The organism is Collinsella aerofaciens ATCC 25986 (assembly GCF_964237925.1).
Classification (GTDB): Bacteria; Actinomycetota; Coriobacteriia; order Coriobacteriales; family Coriobacteriaceae; genus Collinsella; species Collinsella aerofaciens_BJ.
Genome location: NZ_CAXSKI010000009.1, coordinates 1 through 15,281, shown reverse-complemented (window position 1 = coordinate 15,281; position 15,281 = coordinate 1). Strand labels below are relative to the sequence as shown.

Sequence of the window (15,281 nt, the reverse complement as noted above, 5' to 3'; positions counted from 1 at the left end):
TTCCCCCGAGAAGGGAGCGGCCCTATGCGATACAAACCCAGCCGCTCCCCTCTCTCCCCCTGGGACCGACCCCGCCTGCACCCGGGCTTTTAGCAAGCGGGAGACCATATAGGTTTTCAACGTCCATGCCATTAAGATTTCATGCAAAGAGGAGCGTGAACTATGGAATCGATCGTTAAGTTCTTGGAGAAAGGTCAGCCGTACTTCGACAAGGTCTCTAAGAACATCTACCTTCAGGCCATTAAAGACGGCTTTTTGGCAGCAATGCCCATTATCCTGTCTTCTTCTGTCTTCCTGCTTATTTCGACCCTGCCGGGCGTTGTCGCCACGGTCGGCGGCTTTACGCTGCCCGACTGGTGGAACGTCGACGTCGTGAACTTCTGCAACAAGGTTTACAACTTCACGATGGGCGTCGTGGGCATCATGGTCGCCGGCACCACCGCAAGCGCGCTGACCGGCTCCAAGAACCGCCGCATGCCTGCCGGCAAGGCCATCAACGCCACGAGCACCATGGTCGCCGCCATGTGCGCTATGCTCATCTTGGCCGTTACCCAGACGAGTGCCAAGATCGACGGCGCCGATGTCTCGGTGTTCTTTACCGACAACATGGGCACCAAGGGCCTGCTGAGCTCCTTTGTCGCCGCATTTGCCACGGTCAACATCTATGCCTTCTGCATTAAGCGAGACATCACCATCAAGCTGCCCAAAGAAGTCCCCGGCGCCATCGCCCAGAACTTCCGCGACATCTTCGCCTTCAGCTTCTCCATCCTGTTTGTCGCCGTCATCGACGTTATCTGCCGCACCTGCTTGGCCGTCCCGTTTGCCAACGTCATCTCCACGCTGGTGAGCCCGCTGTTCGCCGCTGCCGATTCCTACGCCGGCCTCGCCCTCATCTGGTTCATGATCCCGCTGTTCTGGTTCATGGGCATCCACGGCCCCTCGGTCGTTAAGCCTGCCCTCAACGCCGCGCTGTTTGGCAACATCACCACCAACCTCGCCACGCTGCAGGCCGGCGGTCACCCCGCCCTCGCCCTGACCGAAAACTTCGGTAACTACATCGGCGAACTCGGCGGCACCGGCGCCACGTTCATTGTCCCGATCATCTTCCTGCTCTTTATGCGCTCCAAGCAGCTCAAGGCCGTCGGCAAAGCCTCTGTCGTACCCGTGATGTTCGCCGTCAACGAGCCGCTGCTGTTCGCCGCGCCCATCATCCTCAACCCGTACTTCCTGATCCCGTTCCTGTTTGCCCCCGTGGCCAACGTCCTCATTGGTAAGTTCTTCATCGACTTTTTGGGCATGAACGGCTTTATCTATGCCATGCCGTGGGCACTCCCCGGACCGATCGGCACCTTCATCGACACCAACTTCCAGCCGATCTCTCTGGTCCTGGTTGTCGTCCTGCTGGTCGTTGACTTCTTGATCTACTACCCATTCTGCAAGGCCTACGACAACGTCCTGTGCAAGCAGGAGGCCGAGACCCTGGCCGAAGAAGAGGCCGAGGAGACCAAGGCCGTCAAGACCGCTGCCGCCCCCGCCGTTGAGGCTCCTGTTGTCGAGACCGCTTCTGCCACCGAGGCCTCCGCAGCTCCGTCCGCCCTTAAGGGCAAGGATCTGAGGGTTCTGGTTCTGTGCGCTGGCGCCGGCACCTCTGCACTGCTCGCCAACGCGCTTAAGGAAGGCGCCGACGAGCTGGGCATCGACATTACCGCCAACGCCGGTGCCTACGGCAGCCACTACGCCATCATGGACCAGTACAACGTCATCGTCCTGGCTCCGCAGGTTCGCACCTATTACAACGAGATGAAGGCCGACACCGACCGCCTGGGCATCACGCTGCTGTCGCCCAAGGGCAAACAGTACATCGACCTCACTAAGGATCCCAAGGGCGCCGTCGCCTGGATCGAGGAAAACCTCGAGGCATAAGACGCTGACACCACCTGCCGCTTGCAGACAATAAATGGCCCGTGCATCGATGTGTGATGCGCGGGCCATTTTGTTTAGACCGCACCCGTCCTCCTGTTCATCTCAATCTGTAACATCTAGCCGAGTTTTTCGGTCCTAGCTGTTACAGATCGAGATGAACGCACAGGCCAAGCCGAAAATCTCAATCTGTAACATGTAGACCACTTTTGACCGTCTAGTTGTTACAGATCGAGACAAACGGAATAGGCCGAGCACGTCTACGCCCGCAAGTCCTTTACGCTGGAACGCTCGACCAGCACACCCGAGACAAGCGTACGGCTTCTGGAGCTCGGGGCTTCCAGACCTGCGACGACCTCATTAAGCGCACGGACGCCCAGCTCGCGGTGGCGGAACTTCACCGACGTCAGAATCGAGTTGGGAATCGTCTTGTAGAGCTCATCGTCGAAGCCGATCACGGACACGTCGTCGGGCACACTGAGCCCTTTGTCACGTAAAGCCATCATCACGCCGTTTGCCATGCAGTCGTTAGCCGCAAGGACCGCCGTGCAATCGGGTTTATCGGCAAGCACAAGGCCCGCAGCATAGCCACTATCCGCATTCCAATCGCCTTGCAGAGGCTCGGGCGGCTCAATGCCACGCGTCTCGAGTGCCGCACGCCAACCTTTCATACGGCACTGGCTCGACAGCGACTCTTTCTTACCAGAGACGAAGTACACATTCTTGTGTCCGCGATTCAAGAAGTACTCGCATGCCATGCGCGCGCCGCCCTCTTGGTCGTCACTGACGGTAGAGCAGGTAGGATGTTCCATCGACGTGATAATCACCGTCTTGAGGTCTTTCGGCGCCTCAAAGGTATCAAAGTCATCGATCATCTGGCGCAGGTTGAAAATCATGCCGTCGACGGGAAGCTGCGACATCCTACGTGCCGCTTCGGCAAGGGTCATCTTCTCCCCCGCCCGCTTTTTAATCATCGTGAGCGCAAAGCCTCGCTCTGCGGCGGCATCGGCGATACCGTCAATCATGTCCACGTTGCCGCCCGACAAGTGGAACAGCACCACGCCGATGCACCCGTAACGGCCCAACTTGAGTGAACGCGCGGCAAAGTTCGCCCGGAACCCAAGCGCTTCCATGGCAGCATGGACCCTATCGCGTGTCGACTCTCGCACGCTATCGGGCTCGTTGATCACACGCGACACCGTCTTGAGAGAAACGCCCGCGGCAATCGCCACATCGTTCATCGAGACATTTTTCTTGTCCATCGTTGCCACTGCTTCTCCACTCGGTTCTCTATCGCTTGCTTTTTGCGTTCTAGCATACACTACCTGCCCGACTGACAAATCAACCGTTTATCGGACGATATCGACCGTTCACCTGTAAATCCTTGTTGCTCTTCGAAAAATGTCTTACGTTGTCATTAACGAAATGACAACGTTGTCATTTCGCAATGCCTTCCTTGAGCAGGAAGGTTTCCGGGCAGTCCTGACCATCCATCGACGACCAGTTCCATCCACATGCATCGCGCATCAAGTAGCAAAGGAGCTTTATGGACGCCATCGTAAAGATGCTCGAAAAGCATCAACCGTTCTTCGAGAAGATCTCGAGGAACATCTACCTCCAGGCCATCAAAGACGGATTCCTTGGGTGCATGCCCATCGTCCTTACCTCTTCGATCTTTCTGCTGATCGCCACCCTTCCCGGCGTAGTTGGAATCACGTTGCCCCAGCCGCTCATCGACTGGTGCAACAAGCTGTACAACTTCACCATGGGCGTCATGGGCATCATGGTTGCCGGCACCACCGCCAAGAACTTTACGGCTTCCATGAACCGTCGCATGCCCGCCGGCAAGGTGCTCAACGACGGCTCCACCATGGTTGCCGCCCAGTGCAGCATGCTGCTGCTCGCTGTTACGCAGTTCACCACCAAGTTCAACGGCTCCGAGCTTTCTGTCTTCGATTGCACCAGCATGGGTACGCGCGGTCTGTTCTCGGCCTATATCGCCGCGTTCATTACCGTGTGGGTCTATAAGTTCTGCGTCTCGCGCGATCTGACCATTAAGCTGCCCAAGGAGGTTCCGGGCGCCATCGCCCAGAACTTCCGCGACATCATCCCCTTTGGCGGCGCTGTCATCATCTGCGGCATCATCGATGTTGTCGTGCGCAACCTCATGGGCGTTCCGTTCTCCGAGCTGCTCATCAAGCTGCTCTCCCCGCTCTTCACTGCGGCAGAAACCTATCCTGGCCTTATCCTTATCCAGGCAGCCACCGCGTTCTTCTGGTTCATCGGTGTCCATGGTCCCTCGATCGTCCAGCCGGGCATCGACCCCATCCGTCTTGCCAACCAGGCTGAGAACCTGCAGGTTCTGCTGGCCGGCGGCCACCCCGCCCACTCCCTCACCTTTAACATGTCGCTCGTGGGTGAGTTCGGCGGCACCGGCGCCACGTTCATCGTGCCGCTTCTGCTGATTCTCTTTATGAAGTCCAAGCAGCTCAAAGCCGTCGGTAAGGCCTCGATCGTTCCTGTTGCCTTTGCTGTCAACGAACCGCTGCTCTTTGGCGCGCCGATGATCCTTAACCCCTACATGCTCATCCCCTTTGTTGCCGCCGGCTGCGTCAACGTAAGTGTTGCCAAGTTCTTTATCGACAACGTGGGCATGAACGGCTTCTCCTTCGTGGTGCCTTGGGCTACCCCTGCCCCCATCGGCATCTTCATCACCACGAACTTCCAGCTTATCGCCCTGGTATTTGTCGCGATCATCATCTTGCTGGACGCCATCATCTACCTGCCGTTCTTGAAGGCATACGATAAGCTGCTCTGCGACCAGGAGGCCGAGCGCGCCGCCGAGCTGGGTCTCGAGTCCGATGGTGCTGCCACCATCACCGCCAGCACCTCTGCGCCCGCTGTCGAGCAGACCGCCGCTTCCGTCGAGCCGACCGCCGCTGCCGCCGACAGCAAGCCTGTCGCCGATCAGCCCGAGCCCGCCTCCGACGCATCCGCTAAGAAGGATGTCGATGGCCTGAAGGTCCTCGTCCTGTGCGCCGGCGCCGGCACCTCTGCCATGCTCGCCAACGCCATCAAGGAAGGTGCTGCGCAGACCGGAGAGAACATCGCTTCCTCCGCAGGCGCCTATGGCCAGCACACTGCCATCATGGATCAGTACGACGTTATCGTGCTCGCCCCGCAGGTTCGTAGCTACTACAACGACATGAAGGCCGACACCGATCGCCTGGGCATTAAGCTGCTCGCTCCCCGCGGTAAGGAATATATCGACCTTACTCGCGACCCCGCTGGCGCCATCAAGTGGCTCCGCGAGAACCTCGACTAGTTCCTCCCTCTGTTGGTGCCCGGATTCCCGGTTCGGGCACCTCTCCCTATTCGTATCCCACAGAAAGGATGACTCATGACCAACCCCATGCAGTTCCCCGACGGCTTTGTGTTTGGCGGCGCCACCGCTGCTTACCAGGTTGAGGGCGAGACCCGTACGCACGGCAAGGGCAAAGTGCCCTGGGACGATTTCCTGGCTGCTCAGGGTCGCTTCTCCCCCGATCCCGCGAGCGACTTCTACAACAAGTACCCGGTCGATATCGACCTGTGCCAGCGTTTCGGCATCAACGGTATCCGCGTCTCCATCGCTTGGAGCCGCATCTTCCCCAACGGCACTGGCGAGATCAACCCCGAGGGCGTCGCCTTCTATCACGAGCTTTTCGCCACCTGCAACAAAGCTGGCGTTATCCCCTATGTCACGCTCGATCACTTCGATACGCCCGAGGCCTTTTACCAGAACGGCGGCGAGGGCTTCCTGACGCGCACGACGATCGACGCCTTTGTCGAGTACGCCAAGTTCTGCTTTGCCGAGTTCACCGAGGTCAAGCACTGGTTTACCTTTAACGAGATTCCCGCGACCGCCGAGGGCAGCTTTATCGTCGGCAACTGGCCGCACGGCGAGAAGTATCGCCTGGACAAGGCCTTCCAGCTCATGCACAACATGATGGTGGCCCACGCCAAGGCTGTCGTCGCCTTCCATGAGGGCGGCTTTGAGGGCGAGATCGGCATTGTCCAGAACCTGGAGCCCAAGTATCCCCTCGATCCCAACAGTGCTGCCGACTGCGAGGCAGCTCGCATGGCCGATGTCATCAACAACCGCTGGGTGCTCGACGCCACTTTCCGCGGCCACTATGCAGCCGACACCATGGAAGCCGCAACCAAGCTGGCCCATATCGCCGGCGGCGAGCTCGACGTCCGCGACGAGGACATCGCCGCGCTGACCGCCGCGCTCCCCTACAACGATTGTCTGGGCGTCAATACCTACAAGTGCCAGTTCCTGCGTGCCGCCGAGGGCGAAAACGACATCAACCACAATGGCACCGGCGACAAGGGCTCCTCGCGCTGGTTCCTCAAGGGCGTGGGCGAGTCATGCGTGCGCGAAGGCGTACCCACCACCGATTGGGACTGGATCATCTATCCCGAGGGTCTCTACGACCTACTGCTCCGCATTAAAAACGATTACCCCAACTACAAGAAGATCTACATCACCGAGAACGGCATGGGCTATAAGGACGACTTCGAGGATGGCTTTATCGACGACGCCCCTCGTATCGACTACATGCGTCAGCATCTCGCGTGGATCCTCAAGGCAATCGACGGCGGCGTGAACGTCGACGGTTACTTTGTGTGGTCGCTGCAGGACCAGTTCTCCTGGACCAACGGCTACAACAAGCGCTACGGCCTGTTCTACATCGACTTTGAGACCCAGAAGCGCTATCCCAAGGCGAGCGCGTACTGGTACAAGAACGTCGCGGAGACCGGCCTGCTCATGGCCTAACTTTTGCCGCATACTCCCTGTCGGCCGCATGCGAATCCCTCCACGGGTTCGCATGCGGCCTTTTTTGTTTTGGCTCGACCCGAGCAGGCCGTTTGTCTCGATCTGTAACATCTAGTCGAGTATTTCGGCCCTACCTGTTACAGATCAAGACAAACGAGCGGCCCGAACTTGAAGATCTCGATCTGTAACACGTAACCGAGTATTCCGGCCCTAGCTGTTACAGATCAAGACAAACAGAACGCCCGAGCAGAAATATCTCAATCTGTAACACGTAGCCCACTTTCGACCGTCTACCTGTTACAGATCAAGACAATAAGATAGTCAAATCCAAACTTTCCAAGCAGTTATGAAGCATGGTTTCTAGTTTTCGGTATCACGAACATACTTTCGGTATCATTTAATGGTATTATGATATCGAAAGTATGTTCGTGATACCGAAAGGAGCCGCATGCGCCAGTTCGATTACACCACAGTCCCAGCGGAACTCGAAGCAACTCCAATCACCAACCTCCTCCTCTCGATACGCGAGCATAAAGGCCGACAGCTTGCTCTGAGTCAAGTCAAACCCGAGCTTCTATCGTCCCTAATGGAGGAGGCTAAGATCCAAAGCACCCGATCCTCCAACGGACTTGAAGGAATTGTTACCACCCAAAAAAGACTCAAAGCGATCATGGCGTATTCCGCCAAGCCAAGCTCCCGCGCAGAGGAAGAAATCGCTGGATACCGAGATGTGCTGTCGCTTATTCACGAGCAACACGATTCCATTCCCGTAACGCCATCGGTCATTCTGCAGTTGCATCGTGACCTCATGGCGCACACGGCAATCTCGTATGGAGGCCATTGGAAGGATAGCGATAACGAAATCGTCTCCATTGACGATCAAGGTAATCGATTTGTGCGCTTTAGGCCCCCTTCGGCTCTAGCAACCCCGGGACTTATTAAAGAAGCCTGCCAGTCCCTCAACGATGCTTTATCTCGCCAAGTTTGCGATCCCCTCCTTATATCGCTCCGCTTTATCTTCGATTTTGTTAGCATTCATCCCTTCAACGATGGCAATGGCAGGATGAGTCGGCTCCTTACAACGCTGCTGCTCGAAAAGACTGGATACGACGTTGCGCGTTACATCAGCATCGAGCGACTTATTGAAGACAACAAAGCGCTTTACTACAACGCCCTCGCTGCAAGCTCCACTGGATGGAATGAAAATCAAAACACCGAAGTACCCTTTATCCGTTTCATGCTCGGAACAACCCTGGCCGCCTACCGTCAGCTCGAGCAGCGTACCTTAATTGAATCAAGCACTCGTCCCATGTCGAAGCAAGCGCGCATCGCTGTTCTATTTCAACAGAGACCCGGCGTCATTAAGAAATCCGACATCCGGTCCAACTGCCCCGATATCAGCGAGGTAACCGTTAAACGAACCCTCGGTCAGCTTGTTAGTTGCAGCGCAATCGAAAAAACAGGAGCTGGTCGTTCGACGGGCTACATACTCAAAGACGCCCATGCTCTAGAACTATTCTTACAAGCCACAATACCCGATGGCGAGGCCGCAATAACAAAAGAGGCTCCAAAGGATAAACTCCTTGAACGTGTAAACCACGCCGAGGATGAAAGCAGAGAAGGGCTCTATGAAGACTACGATTCATTCTCAATGGACATAAAGACGAAATACGGAGTCTAGTCATATCTCAGAATAGCCTCATCCTTGTTGCCCAAAGTCATTTACGCGTCATTTTAAAGCGGTACCCCTGCGCCGGCAGGGGGGCAGAAGTATCGCCTGCCGATCTTGCTGGAATCGGCGATCAGATAGCGCGAGTCGGCCTTGCTAAAGGCGAGCTGCTGGATGCGGCCCTCGTCCATGTTGGACGTAGACACGTCGCCGTCCAAAATGCCGTTTGCGCCGATAAAGGCTGCGTCGATCCCCAGTGCGCGCAGGGTATCCTCGGCCATGGGGCCCACAAAGGCGGCGGTGCGGCGACGGTACATGCCGCCCACCGGGCACAGCTCGCAATCCTCGCGCGCCTCGAGCAGGCTAAAGGCCGAAAGCGAATTGGTCACATAGATGGAAGACAGTTTGTCGGTGACTCGGAGAGCGCCAATGCGATCTCACGACGGTTGCGCGCATTGTCTCAATTAGATACTCAACGAAATACGGCCCCGCAGCTCAATAAGCTGCGGGGCCGTACCATACACCGACGAATCAACGACGAAGTGCATCCACTATTTGGCCAGCTCCTGAACGATCCAGTCAATTGCACCTTCGGGATCGTTGGTAAGGTCGATATACTCCTTGCCCCTTGTGGTGAGCAGTTTAATTCCAAGGCGATCGGTATCGGCCTTCATAGCGTCATAGTACATGCGTGCCTGGGGCGCCAGAACAATCACGTTGTACTGATCCATCGTCTCATAGTGGCTTCCGTACGCACCGGACTGAGAAACCAGATCGATACCCTTAGCAGCGGCACCTTCGCGAAGAGCATTTGCCAAGAGAGTCGAAGTGCCGGCACCCTGGCAAAGCACAAGCACGCGGATCTGCTCCGCCTTGTCCTTTACCGCCTCGAGAGCTTTTGCGACATTTTCCTGTGCGGCAATAGCATCTGCATCCGAGGTTCCTGCAGTCTCCTTTGCAGACTCTTCCAAACAAAGCTGATGGTCATACGCCTTGCAGAACGGATAGTAAATCACAAAGTCGACGACCAACAGCACTGCCATCAATACGAGAGAACGCAGATCGAGACCCGTGGTGAGGAACGCACCAATTGGGCCGGGAAGCGCCCACGGCATGGTATACATGGGGGCGTTCATTCCAATGACGTCAATGAAAAATTTACCGATAATGGCGTTGACCATAGGAGCCACTAGGAAGGGCACGAACATATAGGGATTGAGAACAATCGGCATACCGAAGATAACGGGCTCGTTAACTCCAAAAATCACCGGGATAATCGATGCCTTGCCCATGGCTTTAAGCTGCTTGGAGCGCATAAACATGATCAGGATAATAGGAACGATGAACGTGCAGCCAGAACCGCCCAGACCGCCGATGAAGCTTGTAAAGTCCTGCGTGAGAGCAATTGACGGATGTCCACCTGCTTGGAAAACCTCAAGATTGGTAACGGTATTGCCGTAGAGCGCAGCATTAATCGGACTCATGACAACCGAAGCACCGTGGATACCCATAAATTGGAAAAGTGCGACCGCGCCTTCGATAAGCGCCATGCCAGGATAGGTGTCGACCGCGGAGAACAGCGGCGAGATGAGAGCGGATACCAAATTGGCGAACGGCACAGCAAGCAGCTTGCGGCTCGCAAGATCGATAAAAGCGCACGCAAGGATCGAAAACCCAAATGCAAAGATATCGCGAAAACTCTGCGCAATAGAGCCAGGGACCTCTTTGGGAAGCTTGATCGTCACATTATGGCTAATGCACACCTTATAGATATTAACGGTCAAGAATGCGGCTACGAACGCAGCGAGAAAACCCTTAGTTCCCATATAGCCGGTTTCAAAAACAGATGTATCTGCTCCGCCAATCGAGACAACATCGTTCGTCACCGATAGCAAGAGCATGCCGCACATGGCACAAACCATGCACGAGGTGGGGTTGAGAGATTTACCCGAAGGCATGCGACGGTTCATCGACATGGCAAGTGAGCTCGCCGTGGTGCCGGCCACCATAATGCCAAGAAGTCCCATGGTATATGCATAGATTTTATTGAAGAAATCCAGCACCTCAGACGGAAGCGTGATGCCTACATAGGCAGGGAGCGTCGAAAGAAGAAGGAACAGGCTCGAGAACAGCACAATTGGCATATTCGAGAGAAAGCCATCCTTAATCGCCACCAGATAAATGTTCCTCGAGATTTTGTCGAATAGAGGCTGGTGTTTTTCAAGGAATTTGACGATAGCGTCCATAACACATCCTTTCATGATTCCCGGGCACACAACGATTTATCCGGACTCAACCGTCGTCGTCCCCGTTTGTATCCACTTATGTAAGTGAATACGTTCTTGTGCGAAATGTAATATCATTTGCGCGATTTGTCATAACCAATTCTTTTTCCGCTTTTTCGGTATGTCAAGAATTCAAATACTTATTCGGTGAACGGTAGTTGATTAATATAAGGTTTTCCCAGCTAAAGGCTATTTTTTTCGAGCAGTACAATAAGTTTGCAACCGTTCACCGATTGGATATAACATATTGAATATATTGTTGTAACAATATTAGAGATAATGTCACAAGCCTGTCGTTCTAGTCAAAGGAAGTAACAATGCCCAAACGATTACTGAACATGTCCGCATCCGATTTTGCCGCCACGTCACCCATGGATCTAAAACAGGCAATTCTGGCTTCCGAGGGACGTACCATCATGGCGGAAAACGTACCCTCTTCCCAATTTCTCGGCGGCGTTACTAATGCAGAAATCGAACGTGCCGCAGGTGCCGACCTGCTTCTGTTTAACGCGCTCGATGTGTTCGATCCAGTTATTGCCGGTATTCCAGATGATCTCAATGAAAACCCGGTCACTTGGGTGAAGCGAGCATGCGGAAGGCCCATTGGCGTCAATCTGGAGCCAGTTGATAACGAGGCAGAGATGTCTGAATCCCGAACGGAAATCCCCATGGGTCGTCGCGTCTCTCCCAAGACCTTAGAAAAGGCTAACGAACTCGGATTTGATTTTATCTGCCTGACGGGCAACCCTGGAACCGGCGTCTCCAACGATGCAATCGCCCATTCGATTAAACTCTCCAAAGAGCATTTCAATGGCCTGGTCATAGCCGGAAAAATGCATGGAGCGGGCGTTGCGGAACCTGTCATGACGCTCGAAATTGCGCGCAAGTTTGTTGACCTCGGCGTCGATATCCTTCTCGTGCCAGCCCCCTACACCGTCCCTTGCTTCCAAGAAGCAGACCTGCGCGCCATCGTAGACTTTGTACGATCCCACAACGTAGGCAAGTCAATTGAAGAGAAGGTTCTCGTCATGGCGGCGAACGGGACGAGTCAAGACTCCTGCGACAGCGAGACCATTAAGAAAATAGGCCTTGCAGCAAAAGCAGCCGGCGCTGACCTCCAACATATCGGGGACTCCATGAACGGTATTTGCCTGCCCCAGAATATCTTCACGCTCGGACAAGCCCTTCGTGGATACAGGCATCAGATCGTCATGCTGAGCCGCTCTGTGATACGTTAAGGTTACCTTGCCCACGTTACATCCCGACTGAGGCAACCATCAGGTATAACCAACATGCAAACTGAGGCTCTAATGCTCGATACACACGAAAAACGGCCACTCTATTTACAGCTCACCGACGCGCTGCTCAAGCAGATCGTCGATGAATATCAAGCAGACGATAAACTTCCAACAGAAATGGAACTCTGCGACGAATACGCCGTAAGCAGAACAACCGTCCGACTTGCCATGAGTGAGCTGGAGCGTCGTGGAAGTATCTATCGAATCCAAGGTAAGGGGTCGTTTGTTGCACCGAAACGCGTTAGCGAGCTCAATTCACTTTTAGACTTTGACTTTGCAAGCCATTGCGATGGCGTTGATCCAGATGCCATTACCAAACATTTCGGCGGCCTCACATCAGGTCGTCCAATTTCCGTAATGATGCTCCAACAATTTGGATGTCAAAGTCGCGATGAAATTCAGCGTCTTGAATTGACCTACGAACTTGAAGGCAGCTTCATAGGCGCTGATACGTTCTTCATTTCAAAGTCGCGCGTTCCGAATAACCAGTTAGATTTTCAGGCATTTAGCAGAATCATGGACGACTTGTCCAAGTCTATCCAATCTGTTAGGGAAAGCTATAGAGCACGTCAGCTTAGCGATTCCGAAGCCAGTAATTATGGTGTTGCAAAACTTCCGGTCATCGAACTGACTCATTATGCTTACGACTCCGGAGGCAAACTAATCTCAATTGTCTGCCGCACCGTCTTAACTGGGCGGGTCCCTTATCAAAACTTTATTTTCAAGTCCTAATGTTCTTTTTCTTTTGTCTCGATCTGTAACACGTAGCCGAGTTTTTAAGTCCTAACCGTTACAGATCGAGACAAACAAGGTAGACCACGCCGAATTGTCTCAATCTGTAACACTAAGACCGGTTTTGGACGTCTAGATGTTACAGATTGAGACGATTTGATAGTGGAGTCCTTATTTGCGCGTCATATCGCGTAGCGCTGACGCGCTGGTTTCCACAATGACAGGAGGTAAAAGTCCTCCCGCATCACCCGTTGGCAATCCCGTAGCGATAACTAGCAAATAACCTGCGTGTGCTCCTCGATGGCGGCACGATCTTCGGCGGCGATGCCCGGCTCGCACACCACGGCGTCCAAATTGTCCAGGCGGCAGAAGGTATAGAAGTCGCGCTTGCCGATCTTGCTGGAGTCGGCGATCAAGTAGCGTGAATCGGCCTTGCTAAAGGCGAGCTGCTGGATGCGGCCCTCGTCCATGTTGGACGTAGATACGTCGCCATCCAGAATGCCGTTGGCACCGATAAATGCCGCGTCGATGCCCAGCGCGCGCAGGGTATCCTCGGCCGTTGGTCCCACAAAAGCGGCGGTGCGGCGACGGTACATACCGCCCACGAGGCACAGCTCGCAGTCTTCGCGCGCCTCGAGCAGGCTAAACACCGAAAGCGAATTAGTCACAATGCGCAGGCGAAACGCCGGCAGCATCGAGGCCATCTGCTCCACCGTAGTACCCGTGCCCAAAAAGATGGTCGAGCCTTCCTCGATAAGCTCCACAGAACGGCGCGCAATCTGCAACTTTTCCTCGGCATGCTTCGTGCGCTTTTCGCTGTGCGAATACTCATGGCGCAACATAGCGTGCGGGCGACTCTGTGCACTACGGGCTCCACCGTGCACGCGCTCGATCTCGCCTAGGCTCGCGAGCTCCTCAAGATCGCGACGAATCGTCATGTCCGAGACGCCCAGTGCATCCGAAATCTCCTTGACCGAGACCGTGCCCTGCTCTTCGAGCAGCTGACGAACCCTATCCTGTCGCTCTGCCTTAATCACGATGAATCCTCGCCGTTCTTTGCGCGCATATCATTCAAACAGTAACGAACAAATTGTATCAGACTCGTGCGCGTCAAAAATGAATGCCCGCACAGCTCCAATCATCACTTTTTTGAGAAAAATACCCCCTGCTTTAGTGGGGTGTAGTGATAATCTCGCCTGTTCGCGCTACAGTTTGTCGGAAATACCTCGATGTTAGGAACCAAATGATCACTTCCGAGCTTTTCGGCACCGCGCCGTGCGGTACCCCCGTTCATCGTTACACCCTCAACGGGCCCGAGATCTGCGTTCGCATTATGGACTATGGCGCCACCGTGCTGGGTATCGATGTGCCCGACATTCCCGGCAACGTGCGCGATGTGGTGCTGGGCTTCGATAAGCTCGAGGATTACTTTGACAACCCCGCCTGCTTTGGCGCGACCATCGGCCCCGTGGCAAACCGCACCGCGGGCGCCACGATCACCATCGCCGGCACGGACTGGCATATGCCCGCCAACGAGGGCGCCAACAACCTGCACAGCGATCTTGAGCATGGTCTGCACAAGCGCGTATGGGACGTTGAGCTCGACGAGACTCACAACGCTGTGCGCATGACCACCTCGCTTGAGGACGGCGAGCTGGGCCTTCCCGGCAACCGCACCTTCACGGCCGTGTTTACCGTGACGCGCACCGGCGTCTTTCGCATCGAGTATGGCTGCGAGAGCGACCGCGCCACCTACGTGTCCATGACCAACCACACGTACTTTAACCTTGCCGGTCATAATGCCGGCATGGACTGTGAGCACTTCTTTGTTGCTAACGCCGCCCACTACCTGCCCATCAACGAGCAGAACATCCCCACCGGCGAGATCGCTCCAGTCGAGGGCACGCCGTTTGACTTCCGTGAGCTGCGCCCCGTCGCACCCGGCATGGAGGCCGACGACCCGCAGATTAAGCAGGCACGCGGCTACGACCACTGCCTGTGCATCGATGACTATCAGTACGGTCGCAACCTGCGCCGCGCCCTGCATGTCGAGGAGATGTGGACCGGCCGCGAGCTGGACTACTACACCACAGCCCCGGGCGTGCAGCTCTACACCGGCAACTGGCTGGGCGACGAGCACGCCAAGGACGACGCCAACTATGGCTGGGGCGCCGGCTTTGCCCTCGAGGCAGAGATGTACCCCGACACGCCGCACCAGCCGCTGTTCCCGCAGGGCATTGTGGGCCCGGGTCACCCATACAGCAATGTGATCGAATACCACTTTATGAGACACTAGGCCCACAACGCGACATATTGCACAGCAACGCCCGCCGGCACCACCGCCGACGGGCGTTTTTTCATCTTTTGGGCTCAATTTCGCTGTGACTGTATGAGTGACATATCAAAACTATGCCCATTTACTACGTTTAGCCCGGGATGCTCGACCATGCACCGGTTTTTGCTAAATTCGCGAGCCGCCTACCTGCACTGATAATTGTTCTCGGGGGAAGCGGGCACTGCGGGGCGCGGCAACGGCGCGCGATTTCCGCGTCGCA

At 55.3% G+C, this 15,281-nt stretch carries 11 protein-coding genes; 7 read left to right on the top strand and 4 right to left on the bottom strand.

The window, feature by feature from the left end:
- The first annotated feature begins 162 nt into the window (after positions 1–162).
- Positions 163–1,923 carry a PTS lactose transporter subunit IIBC gene (locus ACESWY_RS05735; protein WP_022094682.1) on the top strand — a complete coding sequence of 587 codons (1,761 nt, stop codon included), beginning with the start codon at positions 163–165 and terminating at the stop codon, positions 1,921–1,923.
- A gap of 257 nt (positions 1,924–2,180) precedes the next feature.
- Here the strand turns inward: ACESWY_RS05735 and ACESWY_RS05730 are convergent, their stop codons facing one another.
- A complete protein-coding gene (locus ACESWY_RS05730) occupies positions 2,181–3,182 on the bottom strand; it encodes a LacI family DNA-binding transcriptional regulator (protein ID WP_346964012.1) in 1,002 nt (333 codons plus the stop codon).
- A 284-nt stretch (positions 3,183–3,466) separates the two neighbouring features.
- On the opposite strand from ACESWY_RS05730, the gene ACESWY_RS05725 reads away from it, so the two are divergent.
- The 3 genes from ACESWY_RS05725 (at position 3,467) to ACESWY_RS05715 (ending at position 8,423) form a co-directional block, all read left to right on the top strand.
- Complete coding sequence (locus ACESWY_RS05725) at positions 3,467–5,245, top strand: PTS lactose transporter subunit IIBC (RefSeq protein WP_373093279.1); 1,779 nt, start codon at positions 3,467–3,469, stop codon at positions 5,243–5,245.
- 75 nt (positions 5,246–5,320) lie between these two features.
- A complete protein-coding gene (lacG, locus tag ACESWY_RS05720; protein WP_229058862.1) occupies positions 5,321–6,742 on the top strand; it encodes a 6-phospho-beta-galactosidase in 1,422 nt (473 codons plus the stop codon).
- A 448-nt stretch (positions 6,743–7,190) separates the two neighbouring features.
- On the top strand, positions 7,191–8,423 hold the full coding sequence (locus ACESWY_RS05715) for a Fic family protein (RefSeq protein ID WP_373093277.1): 1,233 nt from the start codon (positions 7,191–7,193) through the stop codon (positions 8,421–8,423).
- 53 nt (positions 8,424–8,476) lie between these two features.
- On the opposite strand, the gene ACESWY_RS05710 is transcribed toward ACESWY_RS05715, so the two are convergent.
- Both ACESWY_RS05710 and ACESWY_RS05705 read right to left on the bottom strand, forming a co-directional pair.
- Positions 8,477–8,800: a sugar phosphate isomerase family gene (locus ACESWY_RS05710; protein ID WP_373093276.1), complete on the bottom strand. Its 324-nt coding sequence runs from the start codon at positions 8,798–8,800 to the stop codon at positions 8,477–8,479.
- A 162-nt stretch (positions 8,801–8,962) separates the two neighbouring features.
- Positions 8,963–10,657, bottom strand: a complete 1,695-nt coding sequence (locus tag ACESWY_RS05705; protein WP_195520962.1) for a PTS lactose transporter subunit IIBC — start codon at positions 10,655–10,657, stop codon at positions 8,963–8,965.
- A gap of 356 nt (positions 10,658–11,013) precedes the next feature.
- On the opposite strand from ACESWY_RS05705, the gene ACESWY_RS05700 reads away from it, so the two are divergent.
- Positions 11,014–11,934 carry a DUF7916 family protein gene (locus ACESWY_RS05700; RefSeq protein ID WP_022094155.1) on the top strand — a complete coding sequence of 307 codons (921 nt, stop codon included), beginning with the start codon at positions 11,014–11,016 and terminating at the stop codon, positions 11,932–11,934.
- A gap of 72 nt (positions 11,935–12,006) precedes the next feature.
- Positions 12,007–12,726, top strand: coding sequence for a GntR family transcriptional regulator (locus tag ACESWY_RS05695; protein ID WP_226802922.1), 720 nt, complete (start codon positions 12,007–12,009; stop codon positions 12,724–12,726).
- A gap of 272 nt (positions 12,727–12,998) precedes the next feature.
- Here the strand turns inward: ACESWY_RS05695 and ACESWY_RS05690 are convergent, their stop codons facing one another.
- Positions 12,999–13,763: a DeoR/GlpR family DNA-binding transcription regulator gene (locus ACESWY_RS05690; RefSeq protein WP_373093273.1), complete on the bottom strand. Its 765-nt coding sequence runs from the start codon at positions 13,761–13,763 to the stop codon at positions 12,999–13,001.
- A 206-nt stretch (positions 13,764–13,969) separates the two neighbouring features.
- Here ACESWY_RS05690 and ACESWY_RS05685 point away from each other — a divergent pair, with 206 nt between their 5' ends.
- Entirely contained in the window at positions 13,970–15,022 is a 1,053-nt protein-coding gene (locus ACESWY_RS05685; RefSeq protein ID WP_373093271.1) for an aldose epimerase family protein, read from the top strand.
- The last annotated feature ends 259 nt before the right edge of the window (positions 15,023–15,281 follow it).

Excerpts from the sequence above, each read along its gene's own strand:
- ACESWY_RS05725 (WP_373093279.1), top strand. The coding sequence starts at position 3,467 with ATGGACGCCATCGTAAAGATGCTCGAAAAGCATCAACCGTTCTTCGAG.
- ACESWY_RS05685 (WP_373093271.1), top strand. The coding sequence starts at position 13,970 with ATGATCACTTCCGAGCTTTTCGGCACCGCGCCGTGCGGTACCCCCGTT.
- ACESWY_RS05705 (WP_195520962.1), bottom strand. The coding sequence starts at position 10,657 with ATGGACGCTATCGTCAAATTCCTTGAAAAACACCAGCCTCTATTCGAC.
- ACESWY_RS05735 (WP_022094682.1), top strand. The coding sequence starts at position 163 with ATGGAATCGATCGTTAAGTTCTTGGAGAAAGGTCAGCCGTACTTCGAC.
- ACESWY_RS05695 (WP_226802922.1), top strand. The coding sequence starts at position 12,007 with ATGCTCGATACACACGAAAAACGGCCACTCTATTTACAGCTCACCGAC.
- lacG (WP_229058862.1), top strand. The coding sequence starts at position 5,321 with ATGACCAACCCCATGCAGTTCCCCGACGGCTTTGTGTTTGGCGGCGCC.
- ACESWY_RS05730 (WP_346964012.1), bottom strand. The coding sequence starts at position 3,182 with ATGGACAAGAAAAATGTCTCGATGAACGATGTGGCGATTGCCGCGGGC.
- ACESWY_RS05715 (WP_373093277.1), top strand. The coding sequence starts at position 7,191 with ATGCGCCAGTTCGATTACACCACAGTCCCAGCGGAACTCGAAGCAACT.
- ACESWY_RS05700 (WP_022094155.1), top strand. The coding sequence starts at position 11,014 with ATGCCCAAACGATTACTGAACATGTCCGCATCCGATTTTGCCGCCACG.